General features: G+C 65.4%; 15 protein-coding genes. 9 read left to right on the plus strand and 6 right to left on the minus strand.

Annotated features, from left to right (window positions below):
* Window positions 1-55 precede the first annotated feature (55 nt).
* From DOM56_RS17255 to DOM56_RS17280, 6 genes are read right to left on the minus strand one after another with little or no spacing between them, the layout of a single operon-like run.
* Window positions 56-1,378, minus strand: a complete 1,323-nt coding sequence (locus DOM56_RS17255) for an aminotransferase class I/II-fold pyridoxal phosphate-dependent enzyme (RefSeq protein WP_110710274.1) — start codon at window positions 1,376-1,378, stop codon at window positions 56-58.
* Window positions 1,375-8,982 (minus strand): type I polyketide synthase, encoded by a 7,608-nt coding sequence (locus DOM56_RS17260; protein ID WP_110710275.1) that lies wholly within the window; start codon window positions 8,980-8,982, stop codon window positions 1,375-1,377. The genes DOM56_RS17255 and DOM56_RS17260 overlap by 4 nt, the downstream gene beginning before the upstream one ends.
* A gap of 37 nt (window positions 8,983-9,019) precedes the next feature.
* Window positions 9,020-10,579 (minus strand): LTA synthase family protein, encoded by a 1,560-nt coding sequence (locus DOM56_RS17265; RefSeq protein ID WP_110710276.1) that lies wholly within the window; start codon window positions 10,577-10,579, stop codon window positions 9,020-9,022.
* The gene (locus DOM56_RS17270) at window positions 10,576-11,358 is read right to left on the minus strand and encodes an SDR family NAD(P)-dependent oxidoreductase (RefSeq protein WP_110710277.1); all 783 of its coding nucleotides are present in this window, start codon (window positions 11,356-11,358) and stop codon (window positions 10,576-10,578) included. The genes DOM56_RS17265 and DOM56_RS17270 overlap by 4 nt, the downstream gene beginning before the upstream one ends.
* Window positions 11,355-12,602 (minus strand): capsular biosynthesis protein, encoded by a 1,248-nt coding sequence (locus DOM56_RS17275; RefSeq protein ID WP_110710278.1) that lies wholly within the window; start codon window positions 12,600-12,602, stop codon window positions 11,355-11,357. The genes DOM56_RS17270 and DOM56_RS17275 overlap by 4 nt, the downstream gene beginning before the upstream one ends.
* Window position 12,603: 1 nt before the next feature.
* Entirely contained in the window at window positions 12,604-14,664 is a 2,061-nt protein-coding gene (locus DOM56_RS17280) for a capsular polysaccharide biosynthesis protein (protein ID WP_110710279.1), read from the minus strand.
* A gap of 702 nt (window positions 14,665-15,366) precedes the next feature.
* On the opposite strand from DOM56_RS17280, the gene cysD reads away from it, so the two are divergent.
* The 9 genes from cysD (at window position 15,367) to rfbD (ending at window position 25,728) form a co-directional block, all read left to right on the plus strand.
* The gene (gene cysD, locus DOM56_RS17285; protein ID WP_110710280.1) at window positions 15,367-16,284 is read left to right on the plus strand and encodes a sulfate adenylyltransferase subunit CysD; all 918 of its coding nucleotides are present in this window, start codon (window positions 15,367-15,369) and stop codon (window positions 16,282-16,284) included.
* On the plus strand, window positions 16,284-18,179 hold the full coding sequence (gene cysN / locus DOM56_RS17290; protein ID WP_110710281.1) for a sulfate adenylyltransferase subunit CysN: 1,896 nt from the start codon (window positions 16,284-16,286) through the stop codon (window positions 18,177-18,179). The genes cysD and cysN overlap by 1 nt, the downstream gene beginning before the upstream one ends.
* 110 nt (window positions 18,180-18,289) lie before the next feature.
* Window positions 18,290-18,697: a DVU3141 family protein gene (locus DOM56_RS17295; RefSeq protein WP_157958271.1), complete on the plus strand. Its 408-nt coding sequence runs from the start codon at window positions 18,290-18,292 to the stop codon at window positions 18,695-18,697.
* Between the two features lie 182 nt (window positions 18,698-18,879).
* Complete coding sequence (locus tag DOM56_RS17300) at window positions 18,880-20,613, plus strand: polysaccharide biosynthesis/export family protein (RefSeq protein WP_110710283.1); 1,734 nt, start codon at window positions 18,880-18,882, stop codon at window positions 20,611-20,613.
* A gap of 74 nt (window positions 20,614-20,687) precedes the next feature.
* Window positions 20,688-21,527 carry an ABC transporter permease gene (locus DOM56_RS17305; RefSeq protein ID WP_110710284.1) on the plus strand — a complete coding sequence of 280 codons (840 nt, stop codon included), beginning with the start codon at window positions 20,688-20,690 and terminating at the stop codon, window positions 21,525-21,527.
* Window positions 21,528-21,540: 13 nt separating this feature from the next.
* Entirely contained in the window at window positions 21,541-22,479 is a 939-nt protein-coding gene (locus tag DOM56_RS17310; RefSeq protein WP_110710285.1) for an ABC transporter ATP-binding protein, read from the plus strand.
* The gene (locus DOM56_RS17315; RefSeq protein ID WP_110710286.1) at window positions 22,476-23,591 is read left to right on the plus strand and encodes a chain-length determining protein; all 1,116 of its coding nucleotides are present in this window, start codon (window positions 22,476-22,478) and stop codon (window positions 23,589-23,591) included. The genes DOM56_RS17310 and DOM56_RS17315 overlap by 4 nt, the downstream gene beginning before the upstream one ends.
* Window positions 23,592-23,764: 173 nt before the next feature.
* The gene (gene rfbB, locus DOM56_RS17320; protein WP_110710287.1) at window positions 23,765-24,844 is read left to right on the plus strand and encodes a dTDP-glucose 4,6-dehydratase; all 1,080 of its coding nucleotides are present in this window, start codon (window positions 23,765-23,767) and stop codon (window positions 24,842-24,844) included.
* Entirely contained in the window at window positions 24,841-25,728 is an 888-nt protein-coding gene (rfbD, locus tag DOM56_RS17325) for a dTDP-4-dehydrorhamnose reductase (RefSeq protein WP_110710288.1), read from the plus strand. Before rfbB ends, rfbD begins: the two co-directional genes overlap by 4 nt.
* The last annotated feature ends 80 nt before the right edge of the window (window positions 25,729-25,808 follow it).

Genomic DNA, 25,808 nt, shown 5'->3' on the forward strand with positions numbered 1-25,808 from the left:
TGTCACCCGTCAGGTGGCAAGGCCGTGTCTTGTCGCCCTCAGGAAGGGACGTACGCTAGTTGGCCCGCGCCTTCCACTCCGTTTCCAGTACGTCGAGGGTCTGGTCGATCTGTTCGCGGGTATGGTCGCAGTTGAGGAAGAACCGTAGCCGCGCGCTCTTCTCGGGCACCGCCGGGTGCAGGATCGGCTGCACGTTGATGTCGTGCTGGAGCAGGGCATCGGACAGGCCGGCGGCGAGCACGGAGCTGCCGACGATGATCGGTACGACGGCGACGCCGATGCTCTCGCCGATGTCGAAGCCCTTGAGCCTGGCCTGCTCGAGGAAGTAGCGCGAGATGTCGTGCAGGCGTTTCAGCCGTTCGGGTTCGTCCTTCATCACCTGGAGCGCGGCGAGGGATGGCCCGGCCACCTGCGCCGGCATCCCCACGCTGTAGAGGAAACCCGGCGCGAAGTAGCGCAGCATCTCCACCAGCTCCCGGCAGCCGGCGATGTAGCCACCGCAGCCTGAGAGGGTCTTGGAGAGCGTGCCCATCCAGATGTCCACATCGGTGGGTGCCACGTCGCAGTACTCCCGCAGCCCCAGCCCCCGGTCGCCCATCACCGCGAAGGAGTGGGCCTCGTCCACCATCAGCCAGGCCTGGTGACGCTGCTTGATCTCGACGAAGCGCTTCAGGTCAGGGGCATCGCCATCCATGCTGTAGAGCCCTTCGATCACCACGATCACACGCTCGAACTGGCGACGATGACGTGCCAGCAGGGTCTCTAGCGCCACCGGATCGTTGTGCGCGAAGCTCATCCGCCGCGCGCCGGAAAGCTGGGCGCCGACCACGGTGCTGTTGTGGATGTACTCGTCGTGGAGGAGGAGATCCTTGGGGCCGAGCAGGTAGCCCAGCGTCGAGACGTTGGTGGCGTGGCCGCTGACGAAGGCCACGGCGGCCTCGACTTCGTAGGTCTCGGCGATCGCTTGCTCCAGTTCATGGTGGATCGGGCGCTCGCCGGAGACCGGACGGCTGGCGGAGACCGAGCTGCCGTAGCGCTCCAGGGCGTCGATACCGGCCTGGATCACCCGGGGGTGGTGTGCCAGCCCCAGGTAGTTGTAGCTGGCGAAATTGATGCACTCCCGCCCGCCGATCACCGTGGTCGCGCCGGCGGTGCTCTCGTGGACCTTGAAGAACGGGTCGGGGATGCCCAGCCGCTTGCCGCCCTCGCGCATCATCTTGAGCTGCTGGTAGCCCGGGTGACGGTCGAAGCGGGTAAAGCGCTCGTCGACGCTGGTGGCGGCGGGCCTGGGGGCGGTGTCCCCCTCCGGGCGCTGCTGGCGGCGCTGGCGCGCTTCCTGCAGCAGGCGCTGCTTGAGGGCGTCGCGGGGTTGGCTCATGATCGGCCCCCGTCGCCTTCGCCCCGGGATCCGCCACCGTTCTGCAACGCATCGACGCCGTGCTGGGCGGCAAGGCCGCTGAGCGCGTCTTCGTCGCTGTCGGTCTCGGTATCGTCACCACGCAGCTTGAGCATCAGGTAGTCGCAGAGCTTGGCCAGCGTGCCGGCCTCGCTGAGCACCATCACCGGTACCTGGATGCCCAGGCGAGCTTCCAGGGCGGTGACGAGCTCGACACCCATCAGCGAGTCGAACCCCATGTCGTAGACGGATTTGTGGATATCGATCTTCTCCTCGTCGATCAGCAGGATCTTGGCGAGCTCCTTGCTGAGGACTTCGATCAGGGTCGTATAGAGCGCTTCCGGGGACAGGCTGGCCAGCAGCTGCTGGAGGTCATCGTCGCCTTCCTGGCCGCCGTCGTCCTCGGCGGTACGAGCGATTTCCCGATAGCGCGGCGCTTCCGCCGTAGGCAGGAAACGGGCCAGCGCTCGCCAGTCCAGTTCCAGCACGCCGAGGGATGCCACGTCGGCCACCAGCATTCGCTCGAGCACCGCCAGCGCGTCGCTGGAGGTCAATGCCTGACCGCCGAGGCGCTCCTGCAGGCTGTCGCGGGTCTGGGTGTTGCGCGCCAGGAAGCCGACATCCTCGATCGCGCCCCAGCGGACCACCGTCGCCGGTCGCCCGTTGGCGCGGCGGTTGGCGGTGAAGGCCTCCAGCCAGTGATTGGCGGCCACGTAGCTGGCCTGCCCGGGATTGCCGAACAGGGTGGTGGCCGAGGAGTAGACGACGAAGAAGTCGAGCGGGTCGTTCGCCGTCAGCGAGTCCAGGTGCCGGGCGCCCTCGAGCTTCGGCGCCATCGCCTGGCGGATGCGCGATTCGTCGAGGTTACGGATCAGGCCGTCGTCGATGACCGTGGCGGCATGGACGATGCCGCGGATCGGGCCGAGCTCCTGCCGCGCTTCCTCCAGCACCTTCTCGAGCGCCGCACTGTCGGTCACGTCGCAGGCGCGGGCGGCGACCGTGACGCCGAGCGCTTCCAGCCGCTCGATGCCGGCCTTGGCCTCCTCGGTGACCGCACCGCGACGGCTCAGCAGCAGCAACTGGCGCGCGCCCTTGGCGGACAGCCACTCGGCGGTGGCGAGGCCGAAGCCGCCGAGCCCGCCGGTCACCACGTAGCTGCCCGTTGCGTCCAGGGTCAACGGAACGTCCCTGGCGGGCGCGGGCGCCATGGTCGGCGGTCGTTCGTAGGTGACGACGACCTTGCCGATCTGGCGGGCCTGCTGCATGTAGCGGAAAGCCTCGACCACGCGATCGCTGCCGAACGCGATGTAGGGCAGCGGCGCGAGCGTGCCGTCGGCGAACAGCGTCATCATTTCGCTGAACAGCTCGCCGGTGAGGTCGGGCAGTTCGCTCATGAGCTGGTCGGAGTCGACCCCGAAGTAGCTCAGGTTGTTACGGAACGGGCGCAGGCCGACCTTGGTGTTCTCGTAGAAGTCGCGCTTGCCGAGTTCGATGAAGCGGCCGAACGGCTTGAGTACCCGCAGGTTCTGGTTGATCGCCTCGCCGGCCAGCGAGTTGAGGACCACGTCGACACCGTCGATGCCGAGTCGCTGTCCGTCGCTGCCATCCCCTGAGGCCTGACGTTCGGCGGCATTGTCATGAAGGATCTCCTCGGCGAAGGTCAGGCTGCGCGAGTCGTAGATGCGGTCGACGCCCATCAGGTGCAGGAAGTCCTGCTTCTCCGGCGAGCCGACGGTGGCGTAGATCTCCGCGCCCAGCCAGCGACCGACCTGGATCGCCGCCAGGCCGACGCCGCCGGCGGCGCCGTGGATCAGCAGCCGCTCGCCGGGCTGCACGCGGGCCAGGTGCTTGAGCGAGTAGTAGACGGTGAAGAAGGTGGTCGGGATCGTTGCCGCGGCGGCGTAGCCGATCTCGGCGGGGATCGGCGCCACCGCGTTGACGTCGGCGATCAGCCGATCGCTGAAGCTCGCCGGGCCGAAGCCGACCACGGCATCGCCCGGACGCAGCGACCCGTTCGGATCGCCGACGCTGACGACTTCCCCGGCAAACTCCAGGCCCAGCGTCGGTCCGGCGAAGCCGTTCTCGATCGCCTCGTCGGAGAGCAGGCCGAGCGCATACATCACGTCGCGGAAGTTGAGGCCGGTGGCCTTGACCGCGATCTCGACCTGGCCGGGCTGCGGCGCGGGAAGGTCGTGGGGCTGCCAGCGCAGATGACGCAGTTGCCCCGGCAGCTCGAAGCCCAGGCTGACGGCGCGATCATGCTCGGGCTGCGTCTCGCTGGTGCCGGTACCCGGTGCCGGCGCCAGGCCGAGACGGGGAACCCAGCGCTGGCCGTCGGCATCGAGCACGATCTCGGTTTCCGCATCCGGCACGCTCAGCTCGAACAGCAGCGCATCCAGCAGCTCGCTCGACAGCGAGTCGCGGCTCGACAGCGGCAGGTCCAGCAGCCGGACCTGGCGGCTACCGGCCTCGTTCTGCAGCGACCGGCCGAAGCCCCAAAGCGCTGCGTCCTCGGGCAGCCTGGACTGCCCGGACGCGTCAGATCGCGAGGCCGGGTCGGTAGCGGCCCCGGGCAGTGAGAACGAATTGACTGCGGCCCCGGGCAGTGTAGAGAAATGCGCGCCCACGCCGAGTGTGAGCCACCACAGGGCGGCGTCGCATTCCGCCGACTCCAGCGTCTGAAGCCATTGGGCGGCCAGCACGCAGCGATCCTCGGCCGCGCTGGCCAGGCCGCGCAGGTCGACGATCTGGGTCGGTGTGAAGGATTCCAGCGCCAGCGGCAGCAGTTCCCGGGGCGCCAGCTCGCTGCCGGCCAGGTGATGGACGGCCTGGCCCAGGGTCTGGAAGCGGCTGACGAGCTTCGCGGCCAGCCACTGGGCGCTGTCGTCGCTGATCACCAGCCACTGGGCCTCATCATCAGCCGAGTCGTCGCGGTCGCCGCCGGACTCCGCCGCTGCAGTGGTGGAGGGCAGCGGGGCCTGGGCGGTCAGCAACTGCAGGCCGCCCTGGTCGTTCTCCAGCGTGTGGCGCTCGAGCTGACGGTAGCCCAGTGTCTCCAGGCGTTGGCGGGTCGTCTCGAGATCGGCGGGGCGTGACTCGGTCGTCACCGCCAGTGACAGGAACGACTGCCAGTCGGTGTCGCCCAGCGCCAGCAGCGCGATCTGGGCGTCGTCCGCCAGTTGTCCCGGCAACCACTGCAGCAGCGCATCGATCTCGTCCTGGGTACCATCCAGCGTGACCAGCGCGACATTGGCACCGATCGCGGGGATAGCGGCGTCAACCGTCAGCAGCTCGACCCGGGGGTCGTGTTCCGCCAGCGACTCGGCTTCATTCAGGGCGCTGTCGCGCAGGGCGACGAAGCGATATTCGGCGCGATCGCCGCTCAATCCGCCCATCAGTCGCTCGCCGAGCTGCGGGCGCAGCGCCGAGGCTTCGAGCATCACCAGCCGCTGGTGGGGCGGCAGCAGCTCGAGCGACATGGCGTACTGGGCCAGCCAGGTATCTGCCAGGGCGTGCCAGCCGCGCTCGCCGACGGCGGTCTGGACCAGCCGCGTCAGACGGGGGGCATCCAGGCCCAGCGAGGCGACGTCGAGACGCGCTTCGAGCCAGTCCGTCAGGTGCAGGCCGAAGCGACCGATGCTGTGGGTCAGCGCGGCGTAGTCCGGATAGTCCCGTATCAGCAGGTTCCAGACCGTCGCCGCGTCGATCTCCGGCGCTTCCTGTAGCTGCCAGCCGGCCGGTGTCTCGGTCACGATGCCGATGGCAAGCGCCAGTTCGACCAGCGCCTGGCGGCGCTGGCGGACGTCGTTCGCGCCGGCGTCGAAGTGACCTGCCAGCAGCTGCCCGTCGCTGTCGGCGTGGCCGCGCAGTGTCTCGTCGAGAAACGCCGAGACCAGGGTTTCCAGCAGCGGCTCTACTTCATCACCGTAGCGGCTGTCGGTGACGCTGCGATAGTTGTCGACCAGTTGCGCCAGGGCCAGCTCGGCGGTGGTCTCGTCCAGCGGCAGCATGGCCGCTTCGCGGGGTGCCGGCACCAGGCGGTGGTCGAGATAGCTGAGTCGGTGCTGCACCGCGTGGCGCAGGCGGGCGGCCTTGAAGCGAGCGCCTTCGACCACGGCCACGGCGTTGCCGTTGGCATCGAACAGGGCCACGTCGGCGCAAAGTGAATGCGGTGCGCGGCTGGTAAGGCGTACTTCCATCCAGGCCGGCGGCGCGGCATCGACCTGTAGCTGCAGCCGTTCGAGGCGCACCGGCACGAAGGCCAGTCCGCCCGCCTTGGCGAGCTCGTCGGCCAACAGCGGAATGAACAGCTGGAAGGCGCTGTCGAGGATGCCCGGGGCCAGCAGGCAATCGCGCTGATCCTCGGCAATGGCGGCGGGCAGGTCGATGCGACCCAGCGCCCGGTCGTCTTCGATCCAGACTTCGCTGATCGCCTGGAAGCCCGGCCCGTACTCGAGCCCGACATGAGCAGCCATCGCCAGATGCTGCTCGCGAGTGAAGTCCGCCGCCCGGTCGGGCAGCGGCGAGCCACGCCGCGTCAGCAGCAGGCCGCGGGTCTGCGCGGTGATCCGGGCGCGGGCGTTGAGCGTCCAGGCGTCTTCGCTGGCCGGCTCGCGACTCTTCATGGTCAAGGTGCCGTCGGCATCCTGGATCTCCAGCTGCAGCTTCTTGCCGTGGGTGGCGTCGAGCAGCAGCGGACCGAGAATTTCCAGCGCCTCGATATCGAGTACCGGCGATGCCTTGGCCGCCGCCGCGGCGGCCAGCGCCAGTTCGGCAAAGCCCGCCCCCGGAAAGACGGTGGCGTCGCCGACGCGGTGATCGGCCAGCCAGGGCAGGCGGCGGGTATCGAGCTGGCTCTCCCACGCCATCCCCTGGCGGGCCAGGCGATAGCCCAGCAGCGGGTGTTCGTAGTGGCGTCCCATCAGGCCCTGGGAGTCGCCGGTGGTCTTGACCCAGTACCGCTCGCGCTGCCACGGATAGCGTGGCAGGTCGACGAAGCGGCCGCTCACCGGGAACCACGTCTCGGCGGAGACGGCACCGCTGACCAGCAACGCCGCGAGGCTGGCTTCCATGGCGGTGGCGTCGTCGTGATCGCGACTCAACGTGCCGATGACGCTGCCAGTGACCGACTGTGCGGAGAGGGCGTCGCTCAGGTAGCGGCGCAGGATCGGCTGGGCGCCGATCTCGACGAAGGCGCGCGCGCCCGCTTCGATCAAGGCATCCACCGCCGGCGCGAACTGTACCGGTTCGCGGATGTTGAGCCACCAGTACTCGGCGCCCAGTTCACGGCCGTCCAGCGACTTGCCGGCCACGGTCGAGATGAACGGTATTCGGGCGGCGGAAGGCGTCAGGTGCGAGAGGGCATCGATGACCTCTTCGCGGATCGGGTCCATGGCCGGGCTGTGGAAGGCGTAGTCCAGCGCCAGGCGCTTGGCGAAGATCCGCTCGGCGGAAAGCGCCGCTTCCAGGCGTTCCAGCGCCGCCGCCGGGCCGGCCAGGGTGACGCCCTTGGGACCGTTGACGCCGGCGATGACGATCTCCGCGTGAGCCGGGTCCTCCAGCCAGCGCTGCATGGCTTCGGCACCGAGACCGACAGCGGTCATTTCGCCACTGCCACGGGTACGGCCCTGACCGGCACTGCGGTAGTAGATGACGCTGACGGCATCGGCCAGGCTGAGCGCCCCGCAGGCCCAGGCCGCGGCGACTTCACCCACGCTGTGGCCGGTGACGGCGGCGGGGCGCACGCCCTCGGATGCGAGCAGCCGGGTCACGCCGACCTGCAGCGCGAACAGCGCGGGCTGGGCGATCTCGGTGAGGGCCAGGCGATCGATCCCTTCCGCGGCTGCCTGCTGGTTGGTGCCATCGAGCTCGGCCCGCAGCGAGAAGTCGGCGTGCTTCGCGAACAGGGCGTCGACCTCGTCGACGGCGGCGGCGAAGACCGGGGACTCCTGCAGCAGGGTACGACCCATCGCCGTCCACTGGCAGCCGTTGCCGTCGTAGACGAACACCGGCCCGTAGCCGGTATCGACGCGCTCGCCGAGGGCGGCGCCGGGCACGCTTTCGGCGGCGGCCAGGGCGTCCAGGCGGGTGATCGCGTCGGCGGCGCTGTCGCTCAGCAGCACCGCGGCGTGATGATGTCGCTCGCGGCGGAAGACCAGGCTGTAAGCGGCGTCATAGAGCGAGACGTCGCCAGCCGTGAGGTTATCGCTGAGGCGTGCGGCGAACTCGCGCAGCGCTTCCGGGCTACGCGCGCTCAGGCAGAGCGGCAGTCGCCGCGTGGGCGTCTCGACGCTTTCTGCCGGAGGCGTTGCCAGCGGCGACTGCAGGATGACGTGGGCGTTGGCGCCGCCGAAACCGAAGGAGTTGATACCGATGGTGAGTTGACCCTCGGCCTTCAGCTTGCGCGGCTGGTCGACGATGTCGAGGTTCCAGCCCTTCAGGTCGATGCGCGGATTGACCTTGCGAATGCCGATGGTGGCAGGCACCTCGCGCTCGCGCAGCGCATAGAGCGCCTTGGCCAGCCCGGCGATGCCGGAAGCGGTTTCCAGGTGGCCGAGGTTGCTCTTGACGGAGCCGATCGGCAGCGGCGTCTGGCGCAGCTGACCGATCGCCGCGCCGATGGCGCGGGTCTCCAGCGGGTCACCGACGGCGGTACCGGTACCGTGGGCCTCGAGGTAGTCGAGGTCGTCCGGGGTGAGGCCGGCCCGATCCAGGGTCTGGGTCATCAACGCGACCTGGGCGTCGGGGTTGGGCACCGTCAGGCCCTTCTTGAAACCGTCGGTGTTGACGCCACTGCCGGCGACGACGGCCAGGATGCGATCGCCATCCTCGACCGCCTTGTCGTAATCCTTGAGCAGGAAGACCCCGCCACCCTCGGAGCGCACGTAACCGTCGCCGGACTCGTCGAACACCTGGCAGCGTCCGGTGGGCGAGAGCATGCTCGCCTTGGAGAAGATGATGAAGCCGAACGGGTGCAGGTGGAGACTGATGCCGCCGGCCAGCGCGATATCGGTCTCGCCGCTGCGGATCGACTGGCACGCCTGGTGGAAGGCGACCAGCGAAGAGGAGCAGGCGGTATCCATCGACATGCTCGGGCCATGCAGGTCGAACACGTAGGAGATGCGGTTCGAGGCGATGCTCGAGGTATTGCCGGTCGCCGTCGAGGTGTCGATTGCCGACATGTCGTCGGCCATGCGGTAGGAGTAGTCGAGGCTGGCGATGCCGAGGAACACGCCACACTGGCTGCCGCGCAGTGTCTGCGGCGGAATGCCGGCGTCTTCCATGGCTTCCCAGGTCATCTCCAGCAGGATCCGCTGCTGCGGGTCCATCTGGGCGGCTTCCCGCGGCGAGATGCCGAAGAAGGCGGCGTCGAAGCCGGAGATGTCGCCGAGACTGCCGGCGGCGAAGGTGTAGCTGGTGCCGGGGTGCTGCTTGTCCGGGTGGCGATAGGCTTCCAGGCCCCAACGGTCGTCTGCGACCGTGGTGACGAGGTCTTCGCCGGTCTTGAGCGCTTGCCAGAAACGTTGTGATGTCGGTGCGCTCGGGAACCGGTGAGCCGCGCCGATGATGGCAACGCGTTTGGTCATTGGGACTCCTTGCTTCGTAGCACGGGCTACGCCTTTCTCAATTCGCACCGCGCTTTCCAGCGTGGTCGATAATCCTGTCGTAGATTGTTGTTCCCAGCTTATCGGCTGGGAGCGTCATCCGCACGTTATCCCCCGAACGGGGCGCGGTCCGCCAGATGAAATAGTTCGTGAAACCATCCGGCTCGCCGTGCCGTGCGTAGACTTTCGGCATGATCGGCACGTGATCTCCGTAGAAACCCAGAATCCCGGGTCGTCCGCCCTGGTCGAGAGAGTCCCTGAGTCGCTCCAGCATACTATCGGTGTTGCGTAGATGCCTCAGATAAACCGTCAGCTCTTCGCAACCGTCGGTAACGCCGCCCTCGACCCAGCGTTCGGCGACGGCCGGATCCGCGGTCTCCAGGTGGAGCGGGCCGTGATTCTCCATGCTGATCACGAAAATGAACAGCGGTTTCTCATCGGCCTCCGCCAGCCGCGTTCGCACCCGTTCCGCCAGTGCCAGATCGCCGGTGTACTGGCCGTCGCGCTCGGCGATGTCGAAGTCGGCGATATCCACGAAGGTATCGAAGCCCAGGGTGGGATAGACCCGGTCACGCAGATAGAAGCTGGCGGGGTAGGGGTGGATGCAGACCGTCCGGTAGCCCAGGCGCCTGAGCGCGCCGGCCAGGTTGTTGACCGGCAGCTTCGATAGCTGGTGGTAGGGATTGAAGCGATGGACACCCAGCCGGGACGGCGTGAATCCCGTCAGTACCGCGCACTCGGTGCGGACGGTGTTGGCGCCCCAGGCGGGCACGTCGAAACGGCCGGCCTGCACCGCCTCGGCCACGAGCGCGTCGTAGCTGCCGAGCAGCTCGCGGCGAATGGCCGGGTGCCAGTCGCGGGGGTCGAAGAACGATTCGCTCTGGACCAGCACCACGTTCGGCATCGTGGCGGGATCGAGCTCTCCCGGGTCGAGATCGGCCGGTAGGGCGAAGGCGCCATCGTTCTCCTGGCGATCGATGGGCAGCCGGGTCAGGCGGCCATAGGCCCATAGATAGGGGTAGAGGCCGAGCCGGACCAGGTCGTCGTTGGGCTCCAGCGTGCAGGCGGGTAGCCGGGGCAACTGCCAGACCAGCGTGGCCGTGGCTGCGGCGACCAGCACCAGCGTGCCCAGCAGCGACCACGGAGCGTCGGCATGGCCGTAGAGCGAAGGCTCCAGCCAGAAGCCGATGGCGATGGCGATGGCGCCGGCCAGGCTGGCCGCAATGGTCAGGCCGATGCCGAAGAACGGAATGTAGAGCCGGGGGTGACGAACCGCATCGACGAAGTATTCGAAGTCCTGGCACAGGAAAGGCTCGCGGAGGGAGGTCGACTTGGTGTTGTTGACCTGGATGATCACCATCTGCAGCGAGGCGGCGATCACCAGCGCGAACCAGGGGCGCTGTACCACCAGCAGCCAGAACGCGAAATGGAGCGTGGCAGTGGCCAGGTGGACGGCCACTGCCGCCGGTGCCCGTTGCCACAACAGCTGCGGACGCGGTTTGAGCAGCAGTTCGAACAGGCTGGTGACGATCAGCGACGCCACCACGGCCCAGAACCCGTTCCAGAATCCATGATTCATCGCTTGGCTCCGTGGTCCGGGTCGATGTGGTAGCCGAACCACTTGACCAGGCGCTGCGAGATCGCGGCCGGCAGCACGGCCAGCCACCAGCAGCCGAAGTCGAGCGGAAACGGGAAGCTGATTCGGGCGCGATCCTTCTCGATGCCCCGGGAGATGACCCGGGCGGCACGCTCGGGTTGCCACAAGAACGGCTTGGGACCGGGCATCTCGTGGCACATCTTCGAGCTGACATAGCCGGGCATGACGACGGTGACGCCGACGCCGTGAGGTGCCAGCCAGCCGCGAAGCGCCTCCCCGTAGGCTTTCACCCCGGCCTTGCTGGCGCTGTAGCTCGGAGTGACCGGCAGGCCGTGATAGGCGGCGAGCGAACTCATCAGTACCAGCTGGCCGCGGCCGGCCGCACGCATGCGCTTGCCGAGGAAGTTGCCCATCGCCATCGGTACGCGCAGGTTGATCTCCAGCAGGCGACTGGCGTCTTCCCACTGCTCGCCGCTACCGTCTTCGCCGATGTTGATGTTGATGCCGGCGTTGATGATGACGATCTCCGGCGGCGAGGGATCGCACAGCGACGCCAGCCACGCGAACAGTGCCTCGTCGTCGCCCAGGTCGACGCTACTGCATTCGACCTCGGCCCCGGCGCCGCGACAGTCGGCGGCCAGCGACTCGAGCACCTCGTGCTGGCGGCCATGCAGCACCAGCCGGTTGCCGGGCCTGGCATAGCCGGTGGCGAGCGCCTGGCCGATGGCGCCGGTGGCACCGGTAATGACGATTCGGGTCATGATGCGATCTCATCCATGAGTTGTTGCAGCGGAGAGCGTTCTCGCTGCAGCGCGTGCAGGGCGTTCTCCGAGGCTAGCTCGATCCCTGGGCGGCAGTAAAACCCGCCATTGATCTGGACCGTCTGGGCGACGGTTCGTCGATAGGCCCGAAAGAGCTCCGCTTCCGGGGCGGGCGTATTGTGCCAGAAATCGTCCAGCGTGCCCTGATGCGTCAACCCCGCCATGTCGTAGATCGGCGAGGCCAGGGTGTGGGTCGGACAGCCGAAGCCCAGCGAGACGTTGCCGGCAGTACTGTTGACCGTGACCAGGCCGCTGGCGTGCTTGAGCAGTGCCTCGAGGCTTCCTCCCTCGAGATAGACCAGGCGGTCGGCCAGGTCGTACTCGTGGGACAGCACCTTGATCAGCCGCGCGTACTGGGCGAGGCCCATGTCGAGCGGATGGTTCTTGATCACCAGCAGGGCATCTCGCGGCGCATGGTAGGCAAAGGAGGCGGCGACCTTCCCGATCACCTCCTGCATGTTCTTGTAGTCCGAGTGGTAGCGGATCTGGGCATCGCTCTTCAATTGCAGCGGCAGCAGATAGAACGGGCGCCCAGAGGCCATCAGCGCGTTGACGCGCTGCTCGTCCCGACGCTTCAGGTAGGGCATGCGGACCTTGCGCAGCAGGAAGCCGGCGTACTCCACCGGGGCGGTCACCAGGGCGTGGTTACGGTAGTGGGGATGCAGGAACGGGTTGGCGACGCCGGCCAGGTGGTAGAGCACGTCGTGGCGTGCCCGCATGTGGAACTGGTTGGGGAAGGACTGGGGGCGGCCGGCGCTGGGCAAGCGCTTGCCGGCCTCGCGATACCAGTCGGGGTCCCGGGGCAACAGGGAGTGCGCATTCACGCCCTCGCGCTCCAGCGTCACCCAGTAGGGCCGAAAGTAGCCCTCCTCGAACACGTGGTTGCGAATGCCTCGGCGCCTGGCGGCGAGGATGGCGCGACGGTGAACGGGGCGGCGGTCGCCGAAGACGACCTGATCGGTGATCTCGTGGCGGTCCCAGATACCGGAGAGGTATTCGGGAATGTCCTTGGCCTGCCCGCGATAGGCGTAGGTGTGCTTCTGACTCCAGTAGACGCTGTCGCCGACGGTGAAGTTGACCTTGACCACCGAGTGCCCGGCGTCCTGCAATCGCGCGCCGAGCCGGTCGAAAAAAGGTGAGCAGACACCCTGTAACAGAAGAAAGTGTTTGCGTGTCGTGCTCAAGTCATTGCCTTTTGGAAAACAGATTGCGGTATAGCCGGTAGAAGCGGACTCGAAGGGGCAATCCCGAGCGTTGGTCACGCTGCTGCTGCATCAGTTCGACGGCGGTATCGGCATTGCAGAACTCGCCGGTATCCGGGTCGACATAGGTCGGATACAGCAGCAGCGCGCCGGCAATCAGGGCGTCGAGCGTTAGCCGACGCTGACGCCGCGGGGAGGATAACCGATCGTGGGTCAGTCCCCAACCGGCATAGAAAGGCAGGCCGTAGGTATGCACCTCCACGCCGCGCATCAGACCTTCGAAGCCGGTCAACGAGCACATGGTGTGGATCTCGTCGGCCAGCTCGATCAGGTCGATGATGTCGCAGTCGACCAGTTCGAGGTCGTAGAGCGCCCGCGCCGTCTTGTCGAGCAGACCGACCCGGGCCCCCGAGACCACGTCGGGGTGTGGCTTGTAGATGACGAAGGCATCGGGACGGTTCTGCCTGACCGCTTCGAGTAGCGCCTGGTTGGTCTTGATCTCGGGAGAGCCATGGGCAATGGAGGCGTCGCTCTCGACCTGGCCGGGTACCAGCACCACCGGGCGCGCGCCGACCGCCTCCGTCGGCAGTGAAGGCCGCTTCTTGCCCTGGACGTTGTATTTCGAGAGCTTGAGCTCGATGAGGCGCCGGCGCAGACGATCGGCGCGCGCCAGCAGCTCCGGTTCGAAGTCCGTCTCGACGAGCAGTCGCTCCAGATCGCTCTCGTGATGGGCATCGTAATAGAGCCCCCGGGAGTCGAACGCCAACGACAGTGGCCGGATCAGGTCGACCCCCAGCCCGACCGAACGGACGAAACCGTCCTCCATCCGCCACAGGTCGAGGCCGTGCTGACGACAGCGGGCCTTGAGCTCATCGGTAGCCTTCTGTCCCCACACGACGAGACTGTCACGGTCCTCCAGCTCATGCGGCTGCGGGAGGTCGCTCTGGATGAAGCGCACGCTGGAGGCCGGACCCAGGAAGTCGGTGATGAAGGCGCGCTTCCAGCTCGAGAAGCCCACGGCCACCCAGCGCCCGGCCAGGCGGTCCCGCTGACGTTTCTGGTCGGCGATCAGGTCGATGGTGGCTTCGAGTGTCGATGTCTTCCCGGTGTAGGGATTGGCGTAGCGGCAGTAGCGCAGGTAGGCCGCGGCGAACAGTTCCAGCAGCGTGCGTGGGCGCTGGCGGCGTTCGCACTGCAGCGCGTCCCGGGTCAGCCCCCAGCCGGCATAGAACGGCATGCCAAAGCAGTGGACCGGCTTTTCCGCCATCAATGCCTCGAATCCCAGTTGGCTGGTGACCACGTAGACCGCGTCGACGGCGTCGATCAACGACCACGGGTTGATATCGTCGCCGATCAGCCGGCAGCGCGGATGTGACGAGGCCTTGGTCAGGTAGCCCTGCTTGCGTCCGGCGATGACGTCCGGGTGGGTCTTGATCAGGATCTCGGCATCGGGGTGGTCGGAAATCGCGCTCTCCAGCATACGCTGGAACGAGCTGGCGTCGGCCATGCCATGGGTGATCGAGGCGTCATCGCGGGTCTGGTCGATGACCAGAACGCGAGGGCGGTCGGCGGGCGCGAGCGGTCGGTCCGGGGCGTGGTTGTACTTCGATAGGCGCAATCGTCGCAGGCGCTGCATGGCCTGGTCCGCGCGCGCCAGCTCATCCGAGCCGAAGGTGGCCTCGGCGAGAAGTGTCTCCAGGTCCGATGGCCGGGTCGCATCGTAGTAGATGCCGCTGTAGTCCACGACCAGGCTGTGGGGCTGGGAGTAGTTGACCCCCAGCCCCAACGAGCGCAGGAATCCGTCTTCGATCGCGATGTAGGGCAGCCCCCGGCGGGTGGCCAGGCGACGCGCCTGTTTCGACGTCGGCTTCAAACCCCAGCCAAGAATGGCGTCGACGGGCTGACGGCTACCGGGCTTGAGGCGGATCTGGCGAGAATACTCCGGCAGCAGGCAGCGGATGATGTTCCAGCGGGCCAGGCCCTTGGAAAGATAACCGGCTACGCGATGGGAGGACGGTCGCAGGACTGTCGAATCGTTAGGCATGGGTCACAGAGAGCGGGTGCGGTCCGTCGAAGAAATGTCATGTCACTGCCCTGGGCGCTGGTCCGACACCACTGGCCCGAGTCCGGGGCGTGCAAGGCAGTCCGAGGCGCAGTGTAACGCATCCCGCGAGTCGGGGGCGCTTTTCGGCTGTATCGAATTGCTAAGCGCCGGGATTTTGCGTAAGCGAAGATCGACGTGGAAATATGGCAAATGTAAACGAACTTTTCTGCGGGAAAAGTGGATGGTTGAGGTATTAATAAAATCACACTTTCGGTTCTGTGCCCGAGGTATTTACTTCAGAAGTTTTCGAGTCGAAAGATGAGTGGGATGATGCATTTCGCGTTCAAGAAAGTAAAAAGCTCTCGTCGAGTCGAGGCGGCGGTGGCGCCATTGGCGACTGAACTTGACTTCGGGATACCATTTTTTTCTTTCAAAAACAGTCGATTGACTTAAGTATTAGTCGTTCGTATTTTTGTGTGAATCTCTGGTTTGTAACTTTATTTAGCATCCTTTCTAAACCCCGATTTTGTCCTTTACAGGATTTTACCTGCCACCTTTTAAAGGTTTGACTTCGACCCCGTAACTGATCGAAAAAGAGTCTCGAAAACAATAACTGGAAGCGACGTTGCACAGGTCTCCAGTTGATCTCCGCCATTGGAAACCTTTTGTTTCGTTACTCTCGATCGGGTGCACGGGAACGTTATGCGAGAACTGACAGTCACGGCTCACACTCACCTCAGGCAACTCGAGGCGGAGTCGATTCAGATCATCCGGGAGGTGGCGGCGGAGTTTCGCAATCCGGTGATGCTCTATTCGGTTGGCAAGGACTCGTCAGTGATGCTGCATCTGGCGCGCAAGGCGTTCTATCCCGGAACGCCGCCATTTCCCTTGTTGCACGTCAATACCACCTGGAAGTTCCGCGAGATGATCGAATTTCGCGATCGTACCGCGGCGCAGGTCGGTATGGAGCTGATCGAGTACGTCAACGAAGAGGGGCGAGCGGCGGGCATCAATCCCTTCGATCACGGTAGCGCCACCTACACCGAGATCATGAAGACCCAGGCCCTCAAGCAGGCACTCGACAAGCACGGCTTCGACGCCGCGTTCGGGGGGGCACGTCGGGATGAAGAGAGTTCCCGCGCCAGGGAGCACGTCTACTCGTTTCGTGACCGGCATCATCGCTGGGACCCCAAGCGGCAGCGCCCCGAACTGTGGCGTCTCTATAACGGCAAGGTCAATCCGGGCGAGTCGATCCGCGTCTTCCCGCTCTCCAACTGGACCGAGCTGGATATCTGGCAGTACATCCATCTCGAGTCGATCCCCATCGTGCCGCTCTACTACGCGGCCCCGCGACCGACCGTGTTCCGTTCCGGCCAGTTGCTGGTGGTGGACGACGAGCGGCTGCCGCTGGCGGCGGGAGAAGTGCCCCAGGAGCGCTGGATCCGCTTCCGGACACTGGGGTGCTTCCCGTTGACCGGCGCCATCGAGTCACGCGCTACCACCTTGCCCGCGATCATCCAGGAGATGCTGCTGACTCGCACCAGCGAGCGGCTAGGCCGCGCCATCGATCGCGATGGCGTCGGCTCGATGGAGAAGAAGAAACACGAGGGGTACTTCTGATGCCTCTCCAGATGATGCGCATCGCCGACGACATCGAGCGCTACCTCAAGCTGAATGCGAGCAAGGGGCTGCTGCGATTTCTGATCTGCGGTGGGGCCGACGACGGCAAGTCGACGCTGATAAGCCGGTTGCTGCACGACTCCCTGACGATCCAGGAGGAGCAGCTGGCGGCGTTGGTGCGCGGGCCGGGGACAGGCGGCAGCCGCAGTGGCCAGGTCGATCTGGCGCTGCTGGTCGATGGCCAGCAGTCGGAACGCGAGCAGGGCACGGCCGTCGATGTCGCCTATCGGTTCTTCTACACCGACAAGCGCAAGTTCATCGTCGCCGACGCGCCGGGGCACGAGCAGTACACCCGCAACATGGCCACCGGCGCCTCCACGGCGGATCTGGCGATCATCCTGATCGACGCGCGTTACGGCGTGCAGTTGCAGGCCCGGCGGCACAGTTTCATCTGCGATCTGCTCGGGATCCGCCACTTCGTGATCGCGATCAACAAGATGGACCTGGTCGGTTACTCCGAAGCGCGATTCCAGGAGATCGTCGCGGACTACCGTGATTTCGCCGACAAGCTGAATGTCAACGACGTGCGCTTCTTGCCCATTTCGGCATTGACCGGTGCCAACGTCGTCAATCCCGGTAGCGAGATGCGCTGGTACGAAGGCGCCCCGTTGCTGGCCCAGCTCGAGCAGGTCGAGATCCTGTCGGCGCCGAGCCTGCATGAACTGCGCTTTCCGGTTCAGTACGTCAATCGGCCCAATCTCAATTTCCGTGGATATAGCGGCATGCTGGCCGCCGGCGCGGTCGAAGTGGGCAGCGAGATCCGGGTGGAGCCCTCCGGCAGGCGCTCGACGATCGAGCGCATCGTCACCAACGACGGTGACCTGAGCGTTGCCTATCCCGGCCAGTCGATAACGCTCACGCTTCGCGACGAACTCGATATTTCCCGTGGCGACATGCTGGTGGCGGCGAACAGCGATATCGAACCCAGTTCGGTGTTTACCGCCGACGTGGTGTGGATGCACGAGACCCCACTGGCACCGGGACAGGATTACGAGTTCAAGGCCGGTACCCGAACCGTTTCCGGCCGCGTGACGCGAATCGTCTATCAGATCGACATCAATACCCTGTCGCGCAACGCCTCCGACAGAGTGCCTCTCAATGGCATCGCCCGATGCCAGATCGAAGTGACGCAGCCGCTGGTGCTGGACAGCTACCAGCGCTCCCCGGAGACGGGAAATTTCATCTTCATCGACAAACTGAGCAACCTGACCGTGGGGGCCGGCATGGTCGTCGACGCCCTGAACATCGGCCATGTGGTCTGGCACGACATGGCCGTCGACAAGCGGAGACGCGCCGAACGCAACCGCCAGAAGCCCAGCATCATCTGGTTCACGGGGCTGTCCGGCGCTGGCAAGTCCACCGTGGCGGATGCCCTGGAAAGACAGCTCTTCGGCATGGGCTACAACACCTACGTGCTGGATGGGGACAACGTTCGCCATGGACTGTGCCGCGATCTCGGCTTCAGCGACCGCGACCGTCAGGAAAACATTCGCCGGGTCGGCGAAGTGGCGAAGCTGATGGTCGATGTGGGCGTGATCACCCTGGTCTCGTTCATCTCGCCGTTCCGTGAGGATCGACGCATCGTCCGCGACATGGTCGAGGCCGACGAGTTCATCGAGGTCTTCGTCAACACACCGCTTGCGGTCTGTGAAAGACGCGATCCCAAGGGTCTCTACCGCAAGGCCCGTAGCGGCGAGATCGGTCAGTTTACTGGCATCACTTCTCCTTACGAGGCTCCGGAATCACCGGAAGTCGAGATCGACACGTCGATCCATGACCTCGAGGAGACGGTGGGCCAGCTCATCGCCGCCCTGCGGCGTCACCGGATCATCTGACAACAGTTCGCATCGATTCGTCGAACGGCGCCCGCGTTGGCGGGCAGGCGGCGAAAGGCAGCAAGGCTCCCGGCGATAACGCGCGGGAAATGGAGGGAAGGGTGGGCACGATGAAAAACGAAATCAGAAAACGCAGAAGGGTCGATGGTGCGTCCCGATGGCTGGCGCTGGCGCTGGTAGTTGCCGCCATGTCGGGGTGCGCAACCTCATCCCAGCAACGCTTCGGCGATGGGGCGGTGATGCCCATGAACGATGCCACGCCAGTCAATGGTCCGTTGGCAACGTTTCTCGATAGCGCAGCCACGGGCAGCGTGGCGAATCTGGCGACCACGCCCTGGGGGCCGAATGTCTCCATTCATGCCCGTGAGCGCTACTTCTCGGCCAGCGGCCGGCGGTGTATTCGCCTCGACGTGACCCGCAACGTGGCGCCGGCCGGTGTCCCGGTGGGCCAGGTGAGCTGCCTGGTACCGGGGAAAGGCTGGTATGCCCAGCGCCTGGTGACGGAAATCATTCGCTAGATGGTGTTCGGGAAACTTCCGAAAGCCATCTCGGCGGCGCCGTCGAAACCCGTCGTTCCTCATGCCGGAACGGCCTGATCGCCACCGAATCGACAAGTGCCCTCAAGGCATTTCGCCGGTGCTCTCATGAGCAAATGCCGGCACTCGATGGCCTGAAAAACACGTGAGGGAAGGGAAACAACATGAAGCGGTTATCAGTGACTTTCCGGGCCATGTGCCTGGTGGCGGTAGCGTGCCTCAACGCTAACTTTGCTCACGGCCAGGACATCGGGCTGAGCAGCGGTGGCCTGCTGGGCAGTGACCAGCCGGCACAGGCGATGACCTCGCAGTCCGACGAGACGAATTCGATCGAGACATCGCCGCGGGCGGATTGGGACAGCGGCACCTACGGGCCGGTCGATCCCCGGGCCCAGGCCATGGTCGACCCCGACACGTTGCCACCGTTCGGCGAGAACCTGTTCTCCGGCGGCTTCCGGGGCATGATGGCCGACGGTCTCAACCCGGACTATCTAATCAAGCCGGGTGACCAGATCACGATCCGGGTCTGGGGCGGGGTCGAGATCGACCGGGTACTGGCGGTGGACGCCCAGGGCAATATCTTCCTGCCGCGGATCGGTCCGCTGCAGGTCCAGGGGATCTCCAACGCCCAGCTCAACGCCCGGGTACGTGGCGCGATCCAGTCCGTCTATCCCGAGAACGTCAGCGTCTACACCAATCTCCAGGGCGTGCAGCCGGTGGGCGTCTTCGTCACCGGTTACGTCATGAATCCCGGGCGCTACTCCGGGACGCCGAACGACTCGGTGCTCTACTTCCTCGATCAGGCGGGTGGCATCGATCAGGCGCTGGGGAGTTATCGCCAGGTCGTGATCAAGCGCGGCAACCAGGTCATCAATGTCGTCGATCTCTACAACTTCCTGATCAACGGCGATATCGCACGGCCGCAGTTCCGGGATGGCGACACCATCGTGGTCGAGGAGCGCGGACCCGCCATCAGCGTCGTCGGCGACGTCCAGAAGAACTACCGCTACGAGCTGGTCGGCGAGGCGCTGACCGGGCAGGACGTGATCAACCTGGCCCGCCTCAAGTCGGGCGTGTCCCATGTGCTGTTGCGCGGCAGCCGCCCGTCGGGGCCGATCTCGCGCTATCTGCCGCTGGCGGAATTTCGTGGCGCCGAGGTCCGCCGTGGCGATGAGGTGCTGTTCAGCGCCGACCAGCGCGACGAGACCATCGTGGTCCAGGTCGAGGGCAGCTATTACGGCCCATCGCGCTATGCGCTTCCGCGGGATGCCCGGTTGGGCGAGTTCCTGAACGCGATCAGCGTGCCCCAGGAGATGACCAGCTATCAGGACGTCTCCATTCGCCGGATCAGCGTGGCGGAGCAGCAGGCGTCGTCGCTGAAGGACAGCCTGCGCCGGCTCGAGACGACCTACCTCGGCTATCCCGCTCGCACCGCCAAGGAGGGCGAGATCCAGGTTCGCCAGGCGGAGTTGATCGAACGGTTCGTGAAGAAAGCCTCGCAGGTCAAGCCGACAGGCCGGCTGGTCGTTGCCAGGGACGGCAACGTCGCCGATATCCGGCTGCAGGACGGCGATATCGTCACGATCCCCGAGGATACCGATTCCATCCTGCTGAGCGGCGAAATCATCATTCCCCAGGCGATGGTCTACACGCCGGGCATGAGCGCGCTGGACTACATCCGTCAGGCCGGCGGCTTCACGCCCAGGGCCGACGAGGACCAGGTGCTGGTGGTGCATCGCAACGGGGCGGTGATCCAGGCGGGGCAGACCCGCATGCGCGCCGGCGACGAGATCATCGTGCTGCCTGCCGCACCCACCAGCAACATCGAACTGGCTTCCGCGATCACCCAGATCCTGTTCCAGGTCGCCGTGGCGACTCGCGTGGCGCTCGATCTGTGAACGTATCCGATCGTCGGCTCGTTGACCTGATCCACTCGTCGCGCGCGCATTCTCGAGGGTAATCCGCCATGGCTATGGAAGTTTCACGATCGGATTCATCGCAACCGAACTTCGCAGGACCGTCCGGAGGACGAGCCCGCTCCTCGTGGAGAGTGGCCAGGAGCGTCTGGTTTGCCCTGTTCATGCGCGAGACGATCTCGCGCACCATGGCCGACCGCATGGGCTGGTTCTGGATGATCTTCGAACCCCTGGCGATCATCGGCGTGATGGTCTCCGTGCGGGGGCTGTTCATGTCCGGCCGCCACATCGCCGGCGCCGACTATGTCGCCTGGATGGTGGTCGGGCTGATGGGCTTCATGCTGTTCCGCGAGAACATGATGCGCTCGATCGGTGCGATCGAGGCCAATCGTGGCCTGTTCGCTTACCGCCAGGTCAAGCCGGTCGATCCGGTTCTGGTGCGCTGTTTTCTCGAAGGCATGCTCAAGTCGCTGATCTTCATCCTGTTCATCACCATCGGCAGCCTGCTCAAGTTCGAGCTGATGCCGGACTATCCGTTCGGCGCGATGATGGACTGGCTGTCGCTGTGGGCGCTGGGTTGGGGCATGGGGCTGACGCTGTCGGTGCTTGGCGATCTGGTGCCCGAGATCGGCAAGGTGACGCGCATCCTCAACCTGCCTCTGCTGTTGCTCTCCGGCGTTATCTTCCCGGTTCTCTATGTGCCGCATCAGTACCGGGAATACCTGCTGATGAACCCGATCGTGCATGGCCTGGAGAGCATGCGGATGAACTTCTTCAGCGGCTACCACACGATCGATGGCATCGACATGACCTACCTGTGGTTCTGGGCGCTGGCGCTGATATCGCTGGGGCTGATCCTGCACACGCGTTTTCGCGATCAACTGAAAGCGCATTAGGAGGACGGCCCCCATGATCGAGATTCGCAATCTCTACAAGCGCTATCACAACCACCATGACAGCCAGTGGGTGCTCAAGGACATCAACCTGACGATCCCCAGCGGGGTCAGCGTCGGCCTGCTGGGGCGCAATGGCGCCGGGAAGTCCACCTTGCTGAGGCTGATCGGTGGCATGGACTCCCCCGACCGCGGCGATATCGTCCGCAACAGCCGGGTCTCCTGGCCGATCGGCCTGGCGGGAGGCTTCCAGGGCTCGATGACCGGCCGTCAGAACGTCAAGTTCGTGGCCCGGATCCATGGCGCCGAGGAGGAGATCGAGCGCGTGGTTCGGGAGGTCGAGGCCTTCGCCGAGATCGGCAACGCCTTCGACGAGCCGGTCAAGACCTACTCGTCGGGGATGCGCTCGCGGCTGGCGTTCGGGCTTTCGCTGGCGTTCGACTTCGACGTCTACCTGTCGGACGAGGCGACCGCCGTCGGCGATCGCGCGTTCAAGGCCAAGGCCAAGGAAGCGTTCAAGGCGCGTGTCGGCAAGGCCAGCCTGATCATGGTCTCCCATGGCGAGGGTGTCCTGCGGGAGTTCTGCGAGGCCGGCATCGTGCTGGAGAAGGGCCGGGCGCAGTGGTTCGACGATATCGAGGAGGCCATCGGCGTCTATCACCAGGCAACCGACGGCAAGAAGGTCGAGCCGCCCAAGGTGCCGACCTCGCTCTCCGAGGCGAAGCAGCAGTTGATGCAGGCGAATCTCGAGTTCGAACAGGCTCGCCTCGATTACCAGATAGCCAGTGATGACCCCGCCCGAAACGATCCCGATGACGCGCTGCGCTGGCGCGTGGAGGAGTCCCGCGAGCGGATGCACGAGGCGCGCCGTTACGTTCAGCAGTTCCAGTCGCAGGCGAAAGCCAAGCCTCGTAAACGAACGACAAAGACTACGAAAAAGACAGGTCGGCCATGAACAACTCATCGTCTCTCAACAAGAAGTCACGCTTGCGCAAGTCGCTCCACTGGATCGTGTGCCTGATCGCGATCGTGGTGGTGTCGCTCTACTGGGCGCTGTGGGCCAGTGACCGTTATGTCTCCCACGCCAACGTGGTGCTCGAGAGCCCGCAGCTCGCGGCGCCGACCCTGAGCGTCAGCTCACTGCTCAGCGGCGGCGCCACCAGCAATCTCGCGGACATGCTGCTGCTGCGGGACTACATGCGCTCCGTGGACATGCTGAAGCTGCTCATCGAGGAAGCGGATTTCCGCAACCACTACGCCAACTCCGGTGCCGATTTCTTCAGCGCCCTGGGCGACGAGAACGCACCGCTGGAGGAGCTGCACGACTACTACCTCTCCCGGGTATCGGTGGAGCTGGACGACTATGCCGGCGTGCTGCGGGTCGATGTCGAAGCCTTTACTCCCGAAGAAGCCAACAAGATAAACCGGCTGCTGCTGGAGGAGGGGGAGCGGCACATGAACCTGATGGGCCAGCGCCTGGCCGAGGAGCAGGTACGGTTTCTCGAGCAGCAGGTCGCGTTGCTGGAAGACAAGTTCCAGCAGACGCGGGATGCGCTGCTCGACTACCAGAACGCCAACGGCTTGGTCTCGCCGACGGGTACGGTGGAGAGCCTCAGTTCGGTGGTGTCGAGCCTGGAAGGTCAACTCGCCATCGCCAAGGCGCGCAAGAGTGCGCTGGCCAGCTACCAGAGCGTTCGCTCGCCGGAGATCGTGCGCATCAACAGCGAGATCAAGGCGCTGACCGATCAGATCGCGCAGGAGCAGGCTCGCCTGGCCAGGCAGTCCGGCAACGCGCTCAACAGCATCTCCTCGGAGTACCAGACCCTGATGCTGCGGGCACAGTTCGCCCAGGACAGCTATTCCGGGGCGCTGGGGGCGCTCGAGAACACCCGGATCGAGGCGGCGCGCAAGCTGAAGCAGGTCTCCGTTCTCCAGACGCCGACAATGCCGGAATACCCCGAACAGCCCGAGCGGCTCTACAACTCGGTGGTATTCGCGGTCATCGCGCTGTTCATCACCCTGATCCTCAACATGCTGATCCTGATCGTGAAGGATCACCGCGACTGACCGGACCGGCATGGCCGGGGCCGGCTGTCGCCGCGACCCGGACCATGCCGTCCGAAGCAAACAACGACCAACCATGGATCGCACGATCGATCCACCCAGCGCTGTCTGAACCCCGCTCGGCGAGACACGAGCGTATTCAGGCAGGGCGTAACAGGCTCGACGGGGGAATCACCATGAGCAAGACATTTCTGGTAACCGGTGGCGCCGGATTCATCGGCTCGGCGGTGGTGCGAGAACTGATAGAGCACACGCCGCATCGCGTCATCAATGTCGACAAACTGACCTATGCCGGCAATCCGGAGTCGCTGGCACGGGTGGACAGCGACGAACGCTACGAGTTTCGCCTCGCCGACATCTGTGACAGCGCGGCCATGGCCAGGATCTTCAACGAATACCAGCCGGACGTGATCATGCATCTGGCGGCGGAGAGCCACGTGGATCGCTCCATCGACGGACCGGCCGACTTCATCGAGACCAATATCGTGGGGACGTACGTGCTGCTGGAGGCGGCCCGCGGCTACTTCAAAGGGCTGCAGGAGGGCGACCCGGCCAAGGCCGCGGCTTTCCGCTTTCACCACATCTCCACCGACGAGGTGTATGGCGATCTTCATGGCGTGGACGATCTGTTCATGGAAACCACGCCCTACGCGCCGAGCTCGCCCTATTCGGCCAGCAAGGCCAGCTCCGATCACCTGGTCCGCGCCTGGCACCGGACCTTCGGCCTGCCGACCGTGGTCACCAACTGCTCCAACAACTACGGCCCGTTCCATTTTCCGGAGAAGCTGATCCCGCTGACGATTCTCAACGCGCTGGCGGGACAGCCGCTGCCGGTCTACGGCGACGGCAAGCAGATCCGGGACTGGCTGTTCGTCGAGGATCACGCGCGAGCGCTGGTTCAGGTCGCCAGCGAAGGGGCGATCGGCGAGACCTACAATATCGGTGGCCACAACGAGAAGCAGAATCTCCAGGTCGTCGAGACGATCTGTGAACTGCTCGAGGAGCTTGCGCCGAACAAGCCCGAGGGCGTCGTTCGCTATCGCGATCTGATCACCTTCGTGGTCGACCGGCCGGGCCATGACCAGCGCTACGCCATCGACGCTTCCAAGATCCAGCGAGAACTGGGCTGGACCCCCCGCGAGACCTTCGATAGCGGCATGCGAAAGACCGTGCAGTGGTTCCTCGAGAACGACACCTGGTGGCGCAGGGTCCAGAACGGCAGCTATCAGGGCGAGCGACTGGGAGTGACCGCATGAGTACGCTGATTCTCGGCGGAAACGGCCAGGTCGGGTTCGAGTTGCAGCGCGCGTTGTCGCCGCTTGGCGAGTGCGCCGCCCCGGCACGTCGTTCCCTCGACCTGCTGGATGCCGATGCGGTCGCCCGCCTGCTCGACCAGACCCGACCTAAGCTGATCGCCAACGCGGCGGCATGGACCGCGGTGGACGCGGCGGAGACGGCGCGCGGGGAAGCCTTCCGGCTCAATGCCGAACTGCCGGCTCAACTGGCCGATTACTGCGCCACGCACTCGGCAAGGCTCGTTCACTACTCCTCGGACTACGTCTATCCCGGTGGCGGCGACGCCGCCTGGCAAGAGTCCAGCGAGACAGGCCCGCTCTCGGCCTACGGCGAGAGCAAGCTTGCCGGTGACGACGCGGTACTGGCCAGCGGGGCGGACGCCTTGATCTTCCGAACCAGCTGGGTCTACAGCGCACGCGGCAACAATTTCATGAAGACCATGCTGCGCCTGGCCAAGGAGCGCGACGCCCTGAGTGTCGTCGGCGACCAGATCGGCGCGCCGACGCCAGCCCGGCTGATTGCCGACGTGACCCTGCTGGCCGTGAGGCAGCAGAGCGAAGGGCGTCTGGACCCGGGTATCTATCACCTCGCGCCGCGTGGCGAAACCAGCTGGCACGGTTTCGCCCAGGCGATATTCCGGCATGCGGCCGCGCTCGGACAGCCCCTGCGGCTGGGACCGGAGGAAGTGGCGTCGATTCCCACCGCCAGCTACCCCACGCCCGCCCGCCGACCGCTCAATTCACGACTGTCGCTGGAGAAAATCGAGCATGCGCTCGGCGTCACGCTGCCGGATTGGGAATCCCAGTTACGGCTGACGCTGGCGGAGTGGCTCGAGGCTGCATAGCAGGCTGCAAGGCGCGAAGGCGTCCTCCCGTAAGAGCGAGTCCCGAGAGAGGCCGCTTTTATACCGTTATCTTGAATGTC

This window comes from Salinicola sp. CR57 (assembly GCF_003206585.1).
Taxonomy (GTDB): domain Bacteria; phylum Pseudomonadota; class Gammaproteobacteria; order Pseudomonadales; family Halomonadaceae; genus Salinicola; species Salinicola lusitanus.

Bases quoted from the DNA above. Each gene is read 5' to 3' on its own strand.
- DOM56_RS17255 (WP_110710274.1), bottom strand. From the start codon at position 1,378: ATGAGCCAACCCCGCGACGCCCTCAAGCAGCGCCTGCTGCAGGAAGCG.
- DOM56_RS17260 (WP_110710275.1), bottom strand. From the start codon at position 8,982: ATGACCAAACGCGTTGCCATCATCGGCGCGGCTCACCGGTTCCCGAGC.
- DOM56_RS17265 (WP_110710276.1), bottom strand. From the start codon at position 10,579: ATGAATCATGGATTCTGGAACGGGTTCTGGGCCGTGGTGGCGTCGCTG.
- DOM56_RS17270 (WP_110710277.1), bottom strand. From the start codon at position 11,358: ATGACCCGAATCGTCATTACCGGTGCCACCGGCGCCATCGGCCAGGCG.
- DOM56_RS17280 (WP_110710279.1), bottom strand. From the start codon at position 14,664: ATGCCTAACGATTCGACAGTCCTGCGACCGTCCTCCCATCGCGTAGCC.
- cysD (WP_110710280.1), top strand. From the start codon at position 15,367: ATGCGAGAACTGACAGTCACGGCTCACACTCACCTCAGGCAACTCGAG.
- cysN (WP_110710281.1), top strand. From the start codon at position 16,284: ATGCCTCTCCAGATGATGCGCATCGCCGACGACATCGAGCGCTACCTC.
- DOM56_RS17295 (WP_157958271.1), top strand. From the start codon at position 18,290: ATGAAAAACGAAATCAGAAAACGCAGAAGGGTCGATGGTGCGTCCCGA.
- DOM56_RS17300 (WP_110710283.1), top strand. From the start codon at position 18,880: ATGAAGCGGTTATCAGTGACTTTCCGGGCCATGTGCCTGGTGGCGGTA.
- DOM56_RS17305 (WP_110710284.1), top strand. From the start codon at position 20,688: ATGGAAGTTTCACGATCGGATTCATCGCAACCGAACTTCGCAGGACCG.
- DOM56_RS17310 (WP_110710285.1), top strand. From the start codon at position 21,541: ATGATCGAGATTCGCAATCTCTACAAGCGCTATCACAACCACCATGAC.
- DOM56_RS17315 (WP_110710286.1), top strand. From the start codon at position 22,476: ATGAACAACTCATCGTCTCTCAACAAGAAGTCACGCTTGCGCAAGTCG.
- rfbB (WP_110710287.1), top strand. From the start codon at position 23,765: ATGAGCAAGACATTTCTGGTAACCGGTGGCGCCGGATTCATCGGCTCG.
- rfbD (WP_110710288.1), top strand. From the start codon at position 24,841: ATGAGTACGCTGATTCTCGGCGGAAACGGCCAGGTCGGGTTCGAGTTG.